We start from the raw sequence: 17,936 nt of genomic DNA, 5'->3' as shown, positions 1-17,936 counted from the left end.
GCACAGGGCTTCCAGCCCCGGCCCGCCCGGTTGGCTCTAGTGCTGTGACCGGGACCGGAAAGGTTTGCCGGAAAGCTCGCGGCATCCGGTGCCGGGGGTACCTCCCACGCCGTTCAGGCTGTGAGGGAGTATCGCAAGGCAGTGGCCCGGCCTGACCGGCAACCCTCAGGAAGTCTCCTCGCCCGTGGCGAAGTGGGCCCTCGCCAGGACAGTGCCGTCGGGGGCGATCACCCGCGCGCCGGCCAGCTTCGCGGGGTCGATGGTGGCCGGGCCGCCCCACGAGCCGCGGCCGTGGTGCAGGGTGAAGTCGCCGACGCGGATGGTGGTGCCGTCCTTGCGCACCAGCCGGCAGGTGACCCTGCCCTCGTGGGGAGCGCCGGTCTTGGCGAGGTCGACGTTCATGTAGATCCAGCCCGGGGAGCCGGGATGGGCGTAGACCTCGCCGGCCGGCTTTCCGGCCGCGTCGGCGGAGGTGAACCCGCCCCACAACATGCCCGACCCGACGGCGGCGGTCGAGGCGGGCCCGGCCACGGTGGACTCGATCGCCGTGCCGACCGCCCAGCCACCGAAGCCGACGGCGAGGAGGACCGCGCCCGCGGCGGCGGCGACCCGTGGCCGTATCCGGCCGAGCACGCCCGGACGCGGGATGCCCGGCGCCCGGGCGTGCGCACGCCCGTCGTGCGCCGCCCGCTGCGTCAGTGCCTGCGCCACCCGGCTCTCGAACCCGACCGGCGGCTCGCTGCCCGGCAGGAGCCCGATCAGCCGGTCGCCCAGCAGAGTCAGCTGTCCGATGTACTCGCGGCAGTCCGCGCACCTCTCCAGGTGCGCGACGGCACCGGCCCGCTCGCGGCCGGGCAGCACGCCCAGCGCGAGCTCGGCGCCGATCTCGCGAAGCTTCTCGCAGCTGATCTCACTGGCCATGGTCGCCTCACTGGAAGGAGGCGAGGGTGGTGCGCAGCTTCCCCATTGCCGTCCTGACCCGTGTCTTGGCGGTGCCCAGCGGAATGTGCTCCCAGTCGGCGATCTGCTGGGCGGTCATGCCGTAGATGCCGGCCATCACCAGGGCACGGCCCTGTTCGCGCGGCAGCTCAGCCACGGCGGCGCGCAACCGGGACGACGCCTCGTCGGCCAGCGCGTGCCGCTCGGGGGTGTCGCTGACGACGTCCAGAATCGCGTCGAGGTCCTCCGGCGCCACTGGCTCCTGACGCCGTGACCGTACGGCGTCGATGGCGAGGTTGTGGGCGATGGTGGTCAGCCAGGTCGTGACCGACCCGCGGCGCGAGTCGTAGATCTGCGCGTGCCGCCACGCCCGCTCGAATGTCTGCTGAGAGATGTCCTCCGCTAGTTGGGGGTCACCGGTGACCGCGACGGCGACACCGAAGACCCGGTGCTGAAACCTGCGTACGAAACTGACCGCGAGTTCCGGATCACCGGTCGCCAGCCCGGACAGCAAAGCCTCGTCCGGGAGCCGGCCCACCGGGAACCGGATTCTCGACACATCCGTATATACGGACCATCCCCGCGCAGGGATTGCCCGACCGAAACGGAATCCCATGCTCCGATTCTCCCGCGGGACCGCTCTCCGCGCGCTCTGTCGCTGAGCGGTTTCGTGCAGAGGGCCCGCGGTGACCGTGCGGGAGCCGGGTCGATGGTGGAACCACGCGTCCCGGTACGGCAGTCTCTTCCCTCGTGGGGAGCGTTCCGTATCAGAGTGGTGTGCCGGACGGCACGGGCGTGCACATGGTGGTGTGCGGGGACGACGGGCTTGCGCACCGGTTGGTCGCCGAGTTGCGGGGGGTGTACGGCGAGCACGTGACGCTGGTCGTGCCGCCCTCCGAGCGCACGGTGCGGCCACCGGTGGTGGGCCGCACCCGCACGGCGTCGGCGCTGCTGGACCGGGTGGTGAGCGCGGCCGTGAACCGGGCGGGAGTCGGGGCCGGCGGCGCGGGCAACGGCACAGGCGGGGGCGCGGGCGGTGCCGCGGGCGGCCCACCCGCCGGTGCGAACCGGCTGTTGGAGGCCGCCGAACTGACCGAGGCCGTACTCGCGGACGCGGGTGTGGAGCGGGCGGCGGCGCTGGCCCGACGAGACCAACATCCGCGCCGCCCTGACCGCCCGCCGCCTCAACCCGCGACTGCGGCTCGTGGTGCGCCTGTACAACCGGCGGCTGGGCCAGCACATCGAGGAGCTCCTCGACCAGACCGCCGCGCTGGCGGTCGGCGGCGACCACGCGGCGGGCGCCGACGCGTCCACGACCGTGCTGTCCGACGCCGACACCGCCGCGCCCGCGCTGGCCGCCAGTGCCGTCGTCGGCACCAGCAAGGTCGTCCAGACCGACGGGCTGCTGCTGCGCGCGGTGGAACGGCCGCCGCCCGCGCCGGGACAGGTCGCCGACCCCGGGCTGTGCACACTGGCGCTGCTGTCCGCGACGACCAGCGATCCGGCCGGCGCGGACGGTTCCGAGGACAGCGGCGACCAGCGGCCGCAACTGCTGCCGGACGAGGCGGCGGTACGGGCGGCCACCGGGCGCGCGACCGTGGTGCTGGAGCAGGTCTCGTACGCCGCCGGTGCGCCGCTGTCCGCCAGGCGCGTGGTGGCGGCGGCCGTACCGCCGCTGACGTCGCTGTTCTCGCGGCGGCTGCGGTGGACGGTGGCGGGTCTGCTGGCGTGCGTGTTCGCGCTCGCGGTGGCGTTGTGGGTGGTGGCCGGGGTCCATCCGCTGGGCGCGGTGTACCTGACGTTGCTCGACCTGTTCGCCATCGACGACCCCGCGCTCGGCGAACCGGTCGGACGGCAGCTCCTGCAACTGCTGACCGGGCTGGTGGGTGTGCTGCTGCTGCCGGTGGTGCTGGCTGCGGTGCTCGAGGCGCTGGGCACGTTCCGGTCGGCGTCCGCGCTGCGCAGGCCGCCGCGAGGGCTCGGCGGGCACGTCGTCCTGCTGGGACTCGGCAAGATCGGCACCCGGGTGCTGACGCGGCTGCGGGAGCTGCGCATTCCCGTGGTGTGCGTGGAGTCGGACCCGGAGGCGCGCGGCGTGGCCACGGCGCGGCGGCTGCGGGTGCCGGTGGTGCTCGGGGACGTCACGCAGGAGGGCGTGCTGGAGGCCGCGAAGATCCACCGCGCGCACGCGCTTCTCGCCGTGACCAGCGCGGACACGACGAACCTGGAGGCGGTGCTGTACGCGCGGTCCGTGCGCCCCGATCTGCGGGTGGTGCTGCGGCTGTACGACGACGACTTCGCCACCGCGGTGTACCGCACCCTGCGGGCCGCGCACCCGAACGCCCTGACGCGCAGCCGGAGCGTGACGCACCTGGCGGCGCCCGCGTTCGCCGGCGCGATGTTCGGCCGGCAGATCCTGGGGGCGATCCCGGTGGAGCGGCGGGTGCTGCTGTTCGCGTCCGTGGACGTGGGCGGGCATCCGCAGCTGGAGGGCAGGACGCTCGCGGAGGCCTTCCGGCCGGGGTACTGGCGGGTGCTGGCGCTGGACGTGGGGATGACCGCGGACGAACGGCGGGATCCGGCCGCACCGGAGGCGGCGGGCGAGCACCCGGGCCGGGCCTCGGATCTGGTGTGGAACCTGCCCGGCACCTATGTCCTGCGGAAGGAGGACCGGGTGGTGCTCGCGGCGACCCGGCGCGGTCTGGCGGAGCTGCTGGGCCGCAGGTCGCGGGAGCGGCCGGGGACGCAGGGACCGTAGGAACGGGGGCCCAGGGAGCGTAGGAGGTGCGGGGGGCGCGGGTGGCTCAGGACGCGCGGTCCTGGACCTCCTGCGCCCCGCGGCTTCCCTACTTCGGCAGATGCCGCTCCGCGAAGTCCAGCTCCAGGCGGATCTGCTTGATGCGTTCGTCGACGACCAGGGAGCCGTGGCCGGCGTCGTAGCGGTACACCTCGTGGACGGCTTCGCGTGCCTTGAGGCGCTTGACGTAGTTCTCGATCTGGCGGATCGGGCAGCGCGGGTCGTTGACCCCGGCGGAGATGTAGACGGGCGCCTCGACCTGGTCGACGTAGGTCAGCGGCGAGGAGGCCTCGAAGCGCTCGGGCACCTCCTCCGGGGTGCCGCCCAGCAGGGTGCGGTCCATGGCCTTCAGCGCTTCCATCTCGTCGTGGTACGCCGTGACGTAGTCGGCGACCGGGACCACCGCGATGCCCAGCGCCCACAGGCCGGGCTGGGTGCCGAGACCGAGCAGGGTGAGGTAGCCGCCCCAGGAGCCGCCGGTGAGGATCAGTCGGGCCGGGTCGGCCAGCCCCGAACCGACGGCCCACTCGCGGACCGCCGCGATGTCCTCCAGCTCGATCAGGCCCACCCGGTGCTTGAGCGCGTCCGTCCACGCCCGGCCGTAGCCCGTCGAGCCGCGGTAGTTGACCCGGACCACCGCGTAGCCGTGGTCGACCCAGGCGGCGGGGCCCGCGGCGAAGGAGTCGCTGTCGTGCCAGGTGGGGCCGCCGTGGATGTCGAAGACCGTGGGGAGCGGCCCGGTCGCGCCCGCGGGCCTCTGCACCAGGGCGTGGATACGGCCGCCGGGGCCCTCCACCCACACGTCCTCCACCGGCACCGACCCCGGGGACTTCATGCCGGGCGGGTCGAGGACCACCCCGCCGTGCGTCGAGCGGACCGCGGAGGGCTCGGCCGCCGAGGACCACAGGTACTCCACGCTGCCGTCCGGGCGGGCGGTCGCGCCGGAGACCGTGCCGAGTGGAGTCGGGATCGTCGTCAGTTCACGGGTGGCCAGGTCGTAGCGGAACAGCTCGCTGCGGGCCTCGAAGCCGTGCACGACGAGCAGCCCGCCGCCGTCCGGGCACCACTCGGCGCTCACGTCGCCGGGCAGGTCGAGCGCCAGGTCGTGCTCCTCGCCCGTCGCCACGTCCCACACCAGCGGCTCCCACCGGCCGCGTCTTTGGTGGCCGACGAGCAGCCGCGTGTCCCCGTCGACCGGGGCGAAGCCCAGCACCTCGAGGCCGAGCTCGACCGTCCCGCCCTTGGTGTCGTCCAGTTCGGCGACCTTCGTGCCGTCCGGGCGCAGTACGCGCAGCGCCGAGTGCATCGCGTCGCCGTGCTCGGTGTGCTCCAGGGCGATGAGCGAGCCGTCGTGGGAGAGGTCGCCCACGCCCGCCGACTCACGGTGCCGGTAGATCTCCGTCACCCGGCCGTCGCGGGCCAGGTGCAGGGTCGTGCCGTCGTCGTCCGTCGAGCGCCCCACGACCGCCGTGCGGCCGTCCCGGCCGAGCGCGAGGCCCGCCGGATACGACGCCGCGAGGCCAGGCACGGCCGCCTCGTCGGCCCCGCCCTCGAAGGGCTGCCGCCGCCAGACGCCGAACTCGTCGCCGTCCTTGTCGTCGAACCACCAGATCCAGCGCCCGTCCGGCGAGAGCACACCGTCCGTCGTGCCGTTCGGCCGGTCGGTGACCTGCCGCTGACCGCCCGTCGCCCGGTCCCAGGCGTACAGCTCGTACGTCCCCGTCGCGTTCGACACGAACAGGGAGCGCTCCGGCGCGTCCTCCGCCCAGTCGGGCAGGGACACCCGAGGCGCGCGGAAGCGCTTCTCCCAGTCCGGCATCTCCTCGATGAGTGCCCGCCGGTCGAGTTGCTGCGGCGAGTCGGACCCGTTGCTCTCAGTCATGACCCCATACTGCCCGGTCCCGCCGACAAATCGCCGACCGGTCTCCCCAGCCTGTGGACAACTCCGCCCGGACTCTTCGCATCCTCTTGCGGTTTCCACACCTTTCCCACCCGCCGGGCGCCCCGCGTCCCGGCCACCCGGCGCCCCTGAGGGCCGACCCCGCGACCGGGGCGGAGCGTGCGGCACCGTACCGTTGAGGGCGTGTACCGGTTTCTGCTGACACCTCGCTGGTGGGGCATCAACGTCTTCGTGCTGCTCGCCATCCCCTTCTGCGTGTTCATGGGGTCCTGGCAGCTGAGCCGGTTCGAGGCCAGGGTGCAGGACCACCGGACCGCGACCGAGCAGGCCGCTTCCTACCGCGAGGAGGCGCCGCGCCCGCTGGACCGGCTGCTGCCCGTGGACAAGCGCACGTCCGGCATGCAGACCACCGCGACCGGCCGGTACGCCGATCAGCTGCTGGTCCCGGACCGCGAGCTGGACGGCAAGCCCGGGTACTACGTGCTGACGCTGCTGCGCACCGACTCCGGCAAGGCGCTGCCGGTCGTACGCGGCTGGCTGCCGGGGACCCCTGACCCGGCCCGGGTCCCGGCGCCGCCCACGGGCGAGGTCGCGGTCACCGGAGCGCTCCAGGCGTCGGAGACACCGGGTGACAACGGGGTCAGCGCCCGGGGCGGACTGCCGTCCGGGCAGACCGCGGCGATCAGCGCGGCCTCGCTGGTGAACCTCGTGCCGTACGGCGTGTACGACGCCTGGGTCACCCTCAACCACGCCGACCCCGGGATGACGGCGGTGCCGGCGAAGGCCCCCTACAACACCGGGCTGGACCTGAAGGCGTTCCAGAACCTCGGTTACACCGGCGAGTGGTTCGTCTTCGCCGGCTTCGTGGTCTTCATGTGGTTCCGGCTGGTGCGCCGCGAGGTGGAGGCCCTGCGGGACGCGGAACTGGGGCTGGCGCCCGCGGAGGCCGACGAGGCCCCGGTGCCGGCGCCCGTGTCGAGCGGCGCGTCCGGCGCCTGACCGGCCCCTACGACGCCGGGAGCACCCCGGTCCGGTAGATCGTCCCCGCACACGCGTTCGTCACCGTCACCGACGCCGAGGGCGAGCCTGCCTCCGGGGTGTGGGAGACCACGACGCTGCCGTCGGCCGTGCCGTCCGCCAGGAGCATCTGGGTGTTGGCGCCGCCCTCGCTGCCGGTGCTCGTGGCACCCGTGGTGCTCGCGCCCTGGGACGGGGACGGGTCGGCCGAGGGCCCGCCGGTCTCGTTGCCGCCGGTGCTGCCGCCGCCGCTGGTCGGACAGGTCTGGGAGGGCACCCAGGCGAACTTCACCTCGTACGCCGAGCCGGACGGCAGGAGCAGTCCTGGCACCTCGGTGGAGGGGTCGGGCAGTTCCGCCGCCGCGTCGCCGGAGGTGTGTGCGACCACGGTGATCCTGGTGGCGTCGGCCGCGCCCTGCGCGAGAGTGCTCACCGATCCGGAGCCGCCGACCCGGCAACTGCCGGCGGAGACGTTGGTGACGTGGAAGGTGCCGTAGACGACACCGGCCGAGTCGGGGGCGTCGGCGGTGGCCGTGGCGGGGCCGAGCTGGGCGGCCGTGCACACCGGGGCGTCGCTGCCGGAGGAGGCCGAGGGGCTTTCCGGACCGCCGGTGGGTCCGCTGTCGGCAGCCGTGTCCGGGCCGCCCTTGTGGTCGTCCTTCCGGTCCTCCGTGCCCCCGCCGGCGGCCTTGTCCGAGGAACCGCCGACGCTGCTCTCACCGCCGTCCGGGCCCTTGCCCTGGCTCGTACCGCCCTGGGCCTGGGTGGCCTGCCCGGCGATGGCCGGGTTGGCGTCGGAGTCGGCGGTGTGGGACACGTGCACGAGGGCGGGGATGGCGGAGCCGACGAACAGGGCCGCGGCCGCCATGCCGACGACGGCCTGCCGCTTGCGGGCCCTCCGTGCCGGGACCGCGCGCCGCAGGTGGTTCAGCGTGCCGTCCCGCGGCTCGACGTCCTGGACCGCCTGGTGCAGCATCCTGCGCAGTTCCAGCTCGTCCGAGTCGAGCCCGTCCGGGCCGAGTTCGTCGGGGCTGTGGTTCACGGTTACGTTCCCAGCGTGCGATTGCGTGTGCTCTTGATGCTCCGGCTCGCGCGAAGCGCCGGGTTCGTCCGGCTCGCGGTCGTCGCGGTCCTCGTCGTGCGTCCTCATGCCGACGCCCCCATCGCGACCCGCAGCGCCGCGATGCCGCGCGAGCCGTACGCCTTCACCGAGCCCAGCGAGATCCCGAGGGTCTCGGCGACCTGCGCCTCGGTCATGTCCGCGAAGTAGCGCAGCACCAGGACCTCGCGCTGGCGGCGCTGGAGGCCTTTCATCGCCTTGATCAGGGAGTCGCGCTCCAGCTGGTCGTAGGCGCCCTCCTCGGCGCTGGCCATGTCCGGCATCGGCTTGGACAGCAGTTTCAGGCCGAGGATGCGGCGACGCAGGGCCGAACGGGAGAGGTTGACGACCGTCTGCCGCAGGTAGGCGAGGGTCTTCTCCGGATCCCGGACGCGTTTGCGGGCGGAGTGGACGCGGATGAACGCCTCCTGGACCACGTCCTCACAGGAGGCCGTGTCGTCGAGGAGGAGCGCGGCCAGGCCCAGCAGCGAGCGGTAGTGCGCGCGGTAGGTCTCGGTGAGATGGTCGACGGTGGTACCGGCCGCCACGGTCTCCTCGGCGGCCTCACGCTGACTGGGTATGCGGGCGGGCCGCGCGGCGGGCATGGGCGCGATCACCGGCATGCCGCCGGCAACGCGCGGACGCAGCGCCGCGCGAGGCGGCCGCAGTGCGGTGCCGCGGGTCGCCGCTGGGGATACCTCCCGCTCGAAGAGCCTGGGAGTGAACTCGAGAACCTCTGCCACGCCAGTTGGACACGCCTCCCCCCACCGAGGTTGTACGTGCCGGGCAAGTCATTTGCGCCGTGTGACACGTCCGGCGACGTTCTCGCGGCAGGCGGCACAACCGAATGCGCCTGGTATGGCCTCATACGTCCCGCTCATCCCCTATGCCTGAATCACCGGGACGTCCCCACGTCCCGCAGCGTCCCCACGCCCCCGAAGGGCGACCGCAAAGACGCTCCCCGCCCTTCGTGCGGTTGCAAAGGACGGGGAGGCAAATCATCAGCCGCCGAACGGCATGGATCAAGTGGTCCAGCCCACCGGCCGGACCATGATTCTTACATGGATCCTACAAACAAACAGGCCCCTGGCCACGGTATTTCCGGCCGGGGGCCCACTCGCGCGACAGGAGTCACGGCGCCTCGGCCGCCACCAGTTCCGCGATTTGCGCGATGTTCAGCGCCGCGCCCTTGCGCAGGTTGTCACCGCACACGAAGAAATCCAGCGCCGTGGGATCGTCCAGCGCCCGGCGCACCCGCCCGACCCACGTCGGATCGGTGCCCACCACGTCGGCGGGCGTGGGGAACTCGCCCGCCGCAGGGTCGTCGTACAGCACCACGCCGGGCGCGGTGGCGAGGATCTCCCGCGCCTTGCCGACCGTGACCTCGCCCTCGAAGCGGGCGTGCACCGTCAGGGAGTGCGTGGTGACCACCGGGACCTGCACGCAGGTCACGGCGACCGGCAGCCGCGGCAGCCCGAGCACCTTGCGGGACTCGTCCCGCAGCTTCATCTCCTCCGACGACCAGCCCTCGTCGCACAGCGAACCGGCCCACGGCACGACGTTCAGCGCCACCGGCTCCGGGAACGGACCGGTGTCGTCCCCGACGGCCCGCCGCACGTCACCGGGGCTGGTCCCCAGCTCGGTGCCCGCCACCAGGGACAGCTGTCGGCGCAGGGTCTCCACGCCCTCGTGTCCGGCCCCGCTCACCGCCTGGTACGAGGAGAGGACCAGCTCGCGCAGGCCGAACTCGGCGTGCAGCGCGCCCAGCGCCACGATCATGGACAGGGTGGTGCAGTGGGGGCTGGAGACGATCCCGCGCGGGCGCCGCCGCGCCGCGTGCGGGTTGACCTCGGGCACGACGAGCGGCACGTCCGGGTCGGTGCGGAAGGCGCCCGAGTTGTCGACCACCACCGCGCCCCGGGCGGCGGCGAGCGGCGCCCAGTGCGCGGCTGCCTCGTCGGGGACGTCGAACAGGGCGATGTCCACCCCGTCGAAGGCGTCCTCGGCGAGCGCGGCCACCTCGACCTCCTCGCCGCGCACGGTCAGCCTGCGGCCGACCGCGCGCTCGGACTCCGCGCCGCTCGGACGCGGGTGGGAGTCCGGGGGAATGGCGAGCAGGCGGATGTCGCCCCAGATGTCCGCGCGCTGGGACAGGATCCGGAGCAGTACCGTGCCGACGGCTCCGGTCGCACCCACGACCGCGAGCGTCGGTCGGTCGCTCATCGCCCGGTGCCTCCGTAGACGACGGCTTCGTCGCTGTCGGAGTCGAGCCCGAAGGCGGTGTGCACGGCGCGCACGGCCCCCGGCACGTCGTCCTGGCGGGTGACGACCGAGATACGGATCTCGGAAGTCGAGATCAGCTCGATGTTCACGCCCGCGTCGGACAGCGCGGTGAAGAAGTCGGCGGTGACGCCCGGGTTGGTCTTCATACCCGCGCCGACCAGGGAGATCTTGCCGATCTGGTCGTCGTAGCGCAGGGAGTCGAAGCCGATGCCGGCCCGGTTCTTCTCCAGCGCGTCGATGGCCTTGCGGCCCTCCGCCTTCGGCAGCGTGAAGGAGATGTCCGTCAGTCCGGTGGAGGCGGCGGACACGTTCTGCACGACCATGTCGATGTTGATCTCGGCATCGGCGATCGTACGGAAGATGGAGGCGGCCTCGCCGGGCTTGTCGGGCACGCCGACGACCGTGATCTTGGCTTCGGAGGTGTCGTGTGCGACACCGGAGATGATGGCCTGCTCCACCTTCTTGTCCCCTTGCTGAATCGGCTCGCTGCTGACCCACGTGCCCTGCAATCCGCTGAAGGAGGAGCGGACGTGGATCGGGATGTTGTACCGGCGCGCGTACTCCACACAGCGGTGGAGCAGCACCTTGGAGCCGGACGCGGCCAGCTCCAGCATGTCCTCGAAGGAGATCCAGTCGATCTTCCGGGCCTTCGCCACCACGCGCGGGTCGGCGGTGAACACGCCGTCGACGTCGGTGTAGATCTCGCACACCTCGGCGTCGAGGGCGGCCGCGAGCGCGACGGCGGTGGTGTCGGACCCGCCACGCCCCAGCGTGGTGATGTCCTTCCGTTCCTGGCTGACGCCCTGGAAACCGGCGACGATGGCGATGTTGCCCTCGTCCAGCGCGGTCCGGATACGGCCCGGCGTGACGTCGATGATCCGGGCTTTGTTGTGCACCGAGTCGGTGATGACACCTGCCTGGCTGCCGGTGAACGACTGGGCCTTGCTGCCCAGGTTTTTGATCGCCATGGCCAGCAGGGCCATGGAGATCCGCTCTCCGGCGGTCAGCAGCATGTCGAGCTCGCGCCCGGCAGGCATCGGGGAAACCTGCTCGGCGAGATCGATCAGCTCGTCCGTCGTGTCGCCCATCGCGGAAACCACGACAACCACGTCGTTGCCGTTCTTCTTGGCTTCCACGATCCGCTTGGCGACGCGCTTGATGCCCTCGGCATCGGCTACGGAGGAGCCTCCGTACTTCTGCACGACAAGGCCCACGTGCGCTCCTCGCTCAGTCCGTGTCCATCGCACTCACGCATATGCGGTGCGGTCGGCTCAGTCTATCGAGCGTCCGAATTTCCCTTTCGCGATATCGCATGGTGAGATACCCGGCGCCCGTTCGTCAGAACGGCTCATGCCCAGGGAGTGGAATACCACTCGGAAAGTGCGCCGCGTCACACCGTGCGGTCAGCGCGCCGGCGCAGTCCCAGCGGATCCGCGATCTCCTCCGCCATGACCTTGCCGGCCTCGAACTCCAGGGTCTCGTCGCCCATGCCCTGGTCGGTGTCCAGGCCGTCCAGCTCCTCCAGGGGCTGGTTGAGGCGGACGTGGGCGACCAGGGACTGGAGGGCACGCAGCGTGGCGGAGGCCGTGGAGCCCCAGTTGGAGAAGTAGGAGAACTGCCACCACCACAGGGCCTCGGTGGTGCGGCCGGCGCGGTAGTGGGCCATGCCGTGCCGCAGGTCGGCCATGACGTCCGCCAGGTCGTCGGAGATACGGGCGGGCACGGGTGCCCGGCGCGGCTCGTAGGGGTCGAAGACCTCGGAGTAGACGTCGATCGGCTCCAGCAGGCGCGCGAGGTTCTCGCGGAGCTGGTCCACGTCCTGCTCCGGGCCGGAGTCGGGTTCGTAGCGCTCGTCGGGGACGATGTCCTCGTGCGCGCCGAGCCGACCGCCGGCCAGCAGCAGCTGGGAGACCTCCAGCAGCAGGAAGGGCACCGCCGAGTCCGGCTCGTCGCCCTTGGCGACCTCGGTGACCGCGACCAGGAAGCTCTCCACCTGGTCGGCGATCTGGACGGCGAAGTCGTCCGGGTTCTGGCTGGTGGCGTGCAGCGTGGCGTCAGACATCTAGGAGTCGTCTCCCCTCGAAGGCGCGGCCGAGGGTGACCTCGTCCGCGTATTCCAGGTCACCGCCCACCGGGAGGCCGCTGGCCAGGCGGGTGACCTTCAGGCCCATGGGCTTGATCATGCGGGCGAGGTACGTCGCCGTCGCCTCGCCTTCGAGATTCGGGTCCGTGGCCAGGATCAGCTCGGTGACCGTGCCGTCCGCCAGACGGGCCAGGAGTTCCCGGATGCGCAGGTCGTCCGGGCCGACGCCCTCGATGGGGCTGATCGCCCCGCCGAGGACGTGGTAACGGCCGCGGAACTCGCGGGTGCGCTCGATGGCGACGACGTCCTTCGGCTCCTCGACCACGCAGATGACCGAGGGGTCGCGGCGGCTGTCGCGGCAGATCCCGCACAGCTCCTCCTGCGCGACGTTGCCGCAGGTCGCGCAGAAGCGGACCTTCGCCTTCACCTCGAGCAGGGCCTGGGCGAGCCGCCGTACGTCCGCCGGTTCCGCCTGGAGGATGTGGAAGGCGATCCGCTGCGCGCTCTTGGGACCGACGCCGGGCAGCCGCCCGAGCTCGTCGATGAGGTCCTGGACCACGCCTTCGTACACCGGACTGCCGTCCTTCCTGCTCGCTTCGGTACGTACGGTAGTTGCCCGGAGCCCGCCTCAGAAAGGCAGACCCGGGATTCCGGTGCCGCCGCCCAGGCCCTGGGCCAGCGGGCCGAGCTTCTGCTGCTGGAGTGCCTGGGCGTTCTCGTTGGCCGCCTGGACGGCGGCGACGATCAGGTCGGCGAGGGTCTCGGTGTCCTCCGGGTCCACCGCCTTGGGGTCGATCTTCAGCGCGCGCAGCTCGCCGGAGCCGGTGACGGTGGCCTTCACCAGACCGCCGCCCGCCTGCCCGTCGACCTCGGTCCGCGCCAGCTCCTCCTGGGCCCGCTGAAGGTCCTGCTGCATCTTCTGAGCCTGCTGGAGCAGCTGCTGCATGTTGGGCTGGCCACCACCGGGAATCACGATCAGCTCCTGCTTTCGTACGGCTTTCCGGGCGGGGGGCCGATTCGCCGGTTCCCCGCTGGCACGAGCCTACGTGGTCCGGGCAGGCAGCGCCCCGCCACTCTTTCGAGTGAGTCCTGGATGAGTTCTATACCTGATCAAGGCCCCCTTACGGGCGGAAAAGCCGTACTTCCCGGCGCCTCGCCACCCATTGGGGGGTAGGAAGGGTCCGGCGTGTCAGCCAGCGTCACGGATCGTAATCAGTAGGGAGTGCCGGGTGGGTCAGCCGGAGATGCAGCCCGAGCGGCCGCCGCAAAACGGGCGGGACGACGGGGCGGCCGGGCTGCGGCCGGGCGATCTGACCGGGCGGCCGTTCCCGCTCGGCGACTGGGGCGAGCCGGCGCAGCGGCTGGACGAGCTGTACCGCTGGGTGGAGCGGGGGGCGCTGCAGACCGTGGCCTGGTATCTCGGGGAGCGGGTGTGGAAGCGGCGCGGGGCGCGTGCGCTGCGGGCCGGGGCTGCGGCGGGGGCGGTGACGGGGGCGGCGCTGCCCCTGCTCGATCTGACCGGGGCGGCCGACGGCGTGGCGCCGTGGGGGTATGTGGCGCTGCTGCTGTGCGTGGCGTGCGTCGGGATCGACCGGTACTTCGGGGTGACGGCCGGGTGGATGCGGGACGTGGCGACCGCGCAGGCCGTGCAGCGCCGGTTGCAGGCGCTGCAGTTCGACTGGGCGTCCGAGAACGTGCGGGAGGTGCTGGGCCCGGCGGAGGGAACGGCCGGCGAGGCCGCCGAGCGGTGCCTGGGGGTGCTGCGGCGGTTCTCGGAGGACGTCAATGAGCTGGTGCGCACGGAGACGGCCGACTGGATGGTGGAGTTCCACATCGGCTCGGCGCCGATGGGCCTTCAGGCGGCGGGGCCGGGGGCGACCGGGCGGTCCGAGCCGGGCGGCGGGCACGGGCGCCTGCCGCTGCCGCCGGGCGCCGCACGGCCGAACATGCCCCGGCAGCGGCCGCCGGAGCCGCGCTGACCCCGGTCACCGCCCGGTGGCACCGACTCCGGCACTGTCCGGTGGCGCCGACGCCGTCACTGCCTGGTGTACGCCAGCTTCTCCCCGCTGCCGGTGTTCACGCGCTGGAGCGTGCCGTCCGGCAGCAGGGTGACCTGCGTGGCAGCACCCGCGTTGCACCCCTCGCTCTGCTGTCCGATCGTGACGACGGAGGGGCCGATCTCCAGCGGGCCGCCGCCGCTCGGGCGCTGGGCGAGCCGGGCCTCGAACACGCAGTGATAGGTGCTGCCGCTGTCGGTGGGGCCGTCGGCGACGAGGGTGAGCACGGTGTCGCCCACGTTTCCCTGGGTGATGGTGAGCCGGCGGCTGTTCGCTCCGTAGGCGTTGTGGATCGTCGCCGTCCAGCTGCCGAGGTAGCCGGCCGGGACCACGCCGTCGGCCGGTGACGGGGACTCCGGCTGGGACGCCGCGGGTGACGGGTCGGAGCTGTCGGGGCCTGTGGCGTCGTGCGTGGTGGGCACGCTGACGGCCGGCGTCGGGCCGGCCCCGCCGCCCTTGTCGTCGCTGTGGCCGCCGCCGCGCATCAGGGCGTACACGGAACCGCCCGCGCCGAGCGCCACCACCAGTGCCACCGCGACCAGCGCCGCGGTGGAGCGGACGCTGCGGCGCGGCTCCCGGTCCGGGAGCGGGCTCGGGCCGTACGGCGAGGTCGAGCCGATCGGGGGCGGGCCGTACGGAGGGGTCTGGCCGAGGCCGCCGTACGGGTGGTGCCCGGGCGGCGCGCCCCAGCCGCCCTGCTGCGGGTGCTGCTGGGGGTAGCCGTACGGGACGGGAGCGGGCGTCGAGCCCGGCGGCACCTGTCCCGCGATCATGGTGGGCAGGTGATTCACCGGGGTGTGACCCCCGCCGCCGGGCTGCCCGGGCGGCGGCACGGAGGCGTCGGAGACGGGCGCGTGCTCGGGGGAGGCGTACGACTGCGCCCCAGCGGGACCGGCAGCGCCAGAGGCCGCACCCGACCCCTGCGAGCCACCCCCGGCGGCCCCGGAACCGGCAGCGGGCGCCCCGGAGACAGCCTCAGCCCCTCCAGGAGTCCCGACGGCTCCCTGCGCACCGGGCGGTACCGAGGCCCCATGGGGGCCGGGCGCACCCGAAGCGGCGGCTCCGAGCCCGGCAGCCGGGGCTCCCGACACTTCCCCGGGAGCCCCGGACTGTTCGTACGGGCCGGGCGCACCCGCCGCCTGCCCCGTGGGGCCCGTCGGGTTCTTGGTGAGGGGTGCCGCCGGCTCCCGCGGTTCCTCCGGGTTCTCCGCTTCCAGGAGTTGGACCGCGTGGCGTCCGAGCTGGGCGACCAGGGCGCTCGGCAGCCACGGGTCGCGCAGGCGGCCGTCGGCGATCGTGTGCTCGGCGCCGGTGCGCTGGATGATCTGGTCCACGGTGGGCCGGGCCGCCGGATCCTTCTTCAGGCAGGCGCGGACGAGGTCGGCGATGCCCTCGGGCAGCGCCTCGAGATCGGGCTCCTTCTCGGCGATGCGGTACATCAGCGCGTGCACTCCACTGTCGGCGCCGCCGAACGGAAGCGCGCCGGTCGCCGCGTACGCGAGGACCGAGCCCAGGCAGAAGACGTCGCACGCGGTCGTGACCCGGTCGCCGCGGACCTGCTCGGGCGCCATGAACCCGGGCGATCCGACCAGCGCGCCGGTCCGCGTGAGCCCGCCGTCCGTGACGGTCTCCAGCGCGCGGGCGATGCCGAAGTCGATGACGCGCGGCCCGTCGATCGTCACCAGCACGTTGGAGGGCTTGAGGTCGCGGTGGATGAGACCGGCGGCGTGGATGTCCTTCAGCGCACCCCCCAGCCCGGCCGCGAGGATCCGCACCGACCGCTCGGGCAGCGGGCCGTGGTCGTGCCCGACGACCTGCTGCAGGCTCGGCCCGGCGACGTACCCGGTGGCCACCCACGGCACGGCGGCCTCGGTGTCCGCGTCCAGTACGGGCGCGGTCCAGTACCCGCCGACCTGCCGCGCTGCCCGCACCTCCTGCCGGAATCGCGCCCGGAACTCCTCCTGCTGCGCCAGCTCCGGCCGCACCAGCTTCACGGCGACGGTCCGCCCCCGGTCCGACCGGGCCAGGAACACCTGCCCCATGCCGCCGGCCCCGAGCCGCGCCAGCAGCCGGTACGCGCCGATACGCTGCGGATCGCCAGGCCCCAGCCGCCTCTCCATGGCCGAACCGCCTCCCCCCGATATCCCCCGATACGGTCCCTGTGCGTCAGACCGACAATAGTGCGGCGCCCGTCCGGCCGGGCGCCCCGGTGTCTACGGTTCCGTAACAGGTCCGATCCGGAACAGGTCCGACCCGCGCGGGCCCCCTCCCGACAACCTGTCGCTAAAACCCCGCGTCCGCAGACAGGGCGCCGATGTCGCGCTCCCGTCCGCGCCGTTTACCCTCGGCCGCATGACCCCTCAGCCGAATCCCGAAGCCGGTGCAGTCGTCAAGGCCGCGGACCGGGCGCACGTGTTCCACTCCTGGTCCGCCCAGGACCTCATCGACCCGCCGGCCGTGGCCGGTGCCGACGGTTCGTACTTCTGGGACTACGACGGCAAGCGTTTCCTGGACTTCACCAGCGGGCTCGTCTTCACCAACATCGGCTATCAGCACCCCAAGGTCGTCGCCGCGATACAGGAGCAGGCCGCCACCCTGGCCACGTTCGCGCCGGCGTTCGCCGTCGAGGCACGGTCCGAGGCGGCACGGCTGATCGCCGAGCGGACGCCGGGCGACCTGGACAAGATCTTCTTCACCAACGGCGGCGCGGACGCCGTCGAGCACGCGGTGCGCATGGCGCGGCTGCACACCGGGCGGCCCAAGGTGCTCTCGGCGTACCGCTCGTACCACGGCGGCACGCAGCAGGCCATCAACATCACCGGCGACCCGCGGCGCTGGGCGTCGGACACCGGCTCGGCCGGCGTGGTGCGCTTCTGGGCGCCCTTCCTCTACCGCTCCCGCTTCTACGCCGAGACCGAGGAGCAGGAGTGCGCGCGGGCGCTCGAGCACCTGGAGGCGACGATCGCCTTCGAGGGGCCTGCGACCATCGCCGCGATCATCCTGGAGACCATCCCCGGCACCGCCGGGATCATGGTGCCCCCGCCCGGCTACCTGGCCGGGGTGCGCGAGCTGTGCGACAAGTACGGGATCGTCTTCATCCTGGACGAGGTCATGGCCGGCTTCGGGCGGACCGGTGAGTGGTTCGCGGCGGACCTCTTCGACGTCGTGCCGGACCTGATGACCTTCGCCAAGGGCGTGAACTCCGGGTACGTGCCGCTGGGTGGCGTCGCCATCTCCGGGAAGATCGCGGAGACCTTCGGCAAGCGGGCCTACCCCGGCGGTCTGACGTACTCCGGGCACCCGCTGGCGTGCGCGGCGGCCGTCGCGACGATCAACGTGATGGCCGAGGAGGGCGTCGTCGAGAACGCCAAGCGGCTCGGCGCCGAGATCGTGGAGCCGGGGCTGCGCGAGCTGGCCGAGCGGCACCCGAGCGTCGGCGACGTGCGCGGCGTGGGCATGTTCTGGGCCCTGGAGCTGGTGAAGAACCGCGAGACCCGCGAGCCGCTGGTGCCGTACAACGCGGCCGGGGAGGCGAACGCCCCCATGGCGGCCTTCGGCGCCGCCGCCAAGGCGAACGGCCTGTGGCCCTTCATCAACATGAACCGCACGCACGTCGTCCCGCCGTGCAACGCGACCGAGGCCGAGCTGAAGGAGGGCCTCACGGCGCTGGACGCCGCGCTGTCGGTGGCCGACGAGCACACCGCGTAGCGGCGCGGGCCGCGCGAGCCGGAATCGGCGGCATCCCGAACGCGTAAGGTGGC

General features: G+C 72.8%; 16 protein-coding genes. 4 read left to right on the top strand and 12 right to left on the bottom strand.

Going from position 1 to position 17,936, the window contains the following annotated elements; all coding sequences use genetic code 11:
• Positions 1-165 precede the first annotated feature (165 nt).
• From ACIQFZ_RS19195 to ACIQFZ_RS19185, 3 genes are all read right to left on the bottom strand, one after another.
• Positions 166-921 carry a hypothetical protein gene (locus ACIQFZ_RS19195; protein ID WP_383055768.1) on the bottom strand — a complete coding sequence of 252 codons (756 nt, stop codon included), beginning with the start codon at positions 919-921 and terminating at the stop codon, positions 166-168.
• A 7-nt stretch (positions 922-928) separates the two neighbouring features.
• The gene (locus ACIQFZ_RS19190) at positions 929-1,498 is read right to left on the bottom strand and encodes a sigma-70 family RNA polymerase sigma factor (protein WP_365429259.1); all 570 of its coding nucleotides are present in this window, start codon (positions 1,496-1,498) and stop codon (positions 929-931) included.
• 208 nt (positions 1,499-1,706) lie between these two features.
• On the bottom strand, positions 1,707-1,952 hold the full coding sequence (locus ACIQFZ_RS19185) for a hypothetical protein (protein WP_402691748.1): 246 nt from the start codon (positions 1,950-1,952) through the stop codon (positions 1,707-1,709).
• A 104-nt stretch (positions 1,953-2,056) separates the two neighbouring features.
• Here ACIQFZ_RS19185 and ACIQFZ_RS19180 point away from each other — a divergent pair, with 104 nt between their 5' ends.
• On the top strand, positions 2,057-3,697 hold the full coding sequence (locus ACIQFZ_RS19180; protein WP_402691747.1) for a potassium channel family protein: 1,641 nt from the start codon (positions 2,057-2,059) through the stop codon (positions 3,695-3,697).
• 88 nt (positions 3,698-3,785) lie between these two features.
• Here the strand turns inward: ACIQFZ_RS19180 and ACIQFZ_RS19175 are convergent, their stop codons facing one another.
• The gene (locus ACIQFZ_RS19175; protein WP_365429256.1) at positions 3,786-5,618 is read right to left on the bottom strand and encodes a prolyl oligopeptidase family serine peptidase; all 1,833 of its coding nucleotides are present in this window, start codon (positions 5,616-5,618) and stop codon (positions 3,786-3,788) included.
• 201 nt (positions 5,619-5,819) lie between these two features.
• Here ACIQFZ_RS19175 and ACIQFZ_RS19170 point away from each other — a divergent pair, with 201 nt between their 5' ends.
• A complete protein-coding gene (locus tag ACIQFZ_RS19170) occupies positions 5,820-6,635 on the top strand; it encodes an SURF1 family protein (RefSeq protein WP_402691746.1) in 816 nt (271 codons plus the stop codon).
• 7 nt (positions 6,636-6,642) lie between these two features.
• Here ACIQFZ_RS19170 and ACIQFZ_RS19165 read toward each other — a convergent pair whose 3' ends face one another.
• The 7 genes from ACIQFZ_RS19165 to ACIQFZ_RS19135 all read right to left on the bottom strand — a co-directional run bounded on the left by ACIQFZ_RS19165 (position 6,643) and on the right by ACIQFZ_RS19135 (position 13,091).
• The gene (locus ACIQFZ_RS19165) at positions 6,643-7,695 is read right to left on the bottom strand and encodes a hypothetical protein (protein ID WP_365429251.1); all 1,053 of its coding nucleotides are present in this window, start codon (positions 7,693-7,695) and stop codon (positions 6,643-6,645) included.
• Between the two features lie 104 nt (positions 7,696-7,799).
• Entirely contained in the window at positions 7,800-8,375 is a 576-nt protein-coding gene (locus tag ACIQFZ_RS19160; protein WP_141366402.1) for a SigE family RNA polymerase sigma factor, read from the bottom strand.
• 508 nt (positions 8,376-8,883) lie between these two features.
• Entirely contained in the window at positions 8,884-9,975 is a 1,092-nt protein-coding gene (locus tag ACIQFZ_RS19155) for an aspartate-semialdehyde dehydrogenase (protein ID WP_376652453.1), read from the bottom strand.
• Positions 9,972-11,249: an aspartate kinase gene (locus tag ACIQFZ_RS19150; RefSeq protein WP_365420692.1), complete on the bottom strand. Its 1,278-nt coding sequence runs from the start codon at positions 11,247-11,249 to the stop codon at positions 9,972-9,974. The genes ACIQFZ_RS19155 and ACIQFZ_RS19150 overlap by 4 nt, the downstream gene beginning before the upstream one ends.
• A 176-nt stretch (positions 11,250-11,425) precedes the next feature.
• A complete protein-coding gene (locus ACIQFZ_RS19145) occupies positions 11,426-12,097 on the bottom strand; it encodes a DUF5063 domain-containing protein (protein ID WP_365420689.1) in 672 nt (223 codons plus the stop codon).
• Positions 12,090-12,689, bottom strand: a complete 600-nt coding sequence (recR, locus tag ACIQFZ_RS19140; RefSeq protein ID WP_141359690.1) for a recombination mediator RecR — start codon at positions 12,687-12,689, stop codon at positions 12,090-12,092. Before recR ends, ACIQFZ_RS19145 begins: the two co-directional genes overlap by 8 nt.
• 57 nt (positions 12,690-12,746) lie before the next feature.
• Positions 12,747-13,091: a YbaB/EbfC family nucleoid-associated protein gene (locus ACIQFZ_RS19135; protein WP_365420685.1), complete on the bottom strand. Its 345-nt coding sequence runs from the start codon at positions 13,089-13,091 to the stop codon at positions 12,747-12,749.
• A gap of 256 nt (positions 13,092-13,347) precedes the next feature.
• Here ACIQFZ_RS19135 and ACIQFZ_RS19130 point away from each other — a divergent pair, with 256 nt between their 5' ends.
• Entirely contained in the window at positions 13,348-14,097 is a 750-nt protein-coding gene (locus ACIQFZ_RS19130) for an SLATT domain-containing protein (RefSeq protein ID WP_365420682.1), read from the top strand.
• Positions 14,098-14,153: 56 nt separating this feature from the next.
• Here the strand turns inward: ACIQFZ_RS19130 and ACIQFZ_RS19125 are convergent, their stop codons facing one another.
• A complete protein-coding gene (locus ACIQFZ_RS19125; RefSeq protein WP_402691745.1) occupies positions 14,154-16,295 on the bottom strand; it encodes a protein kinase in 2,142 nt (713 codons plus the stop codon).
• Positions 16,296-16,527: 232 nt separating this feature from the next.
• Between ACIQFZ_RS19125 and ACIQFZ_RS19120 the strand changes: the two genes are divergently transcribed.
• Entirely contained in the window at positions 16,528-17,883 is a 1,356-nt protein-coding gene (locus tag ACIQFZ_RS19120) for an aspartate aminotransferase family protein (protein ID WP_376652450.1), read from the top strand.
• Positions 17,884-17,936: the final 53 nt, after the last annotated feature.

This window comes from Streptomyces sp. NPDC093064 (assembly GCF_044754605.1).
In the GTDB taxonomy this organism is placed as follows: domain Bacteria; phylum Actinomycetota; class Actinomycetes; order Streptomycetales; family Streptomycetaceae; genus Streptomyces.
Note: the sequence above shows the minus strand (reverse complement) of the source record. Positions and strands in the feature narration are given on the sequence as shown.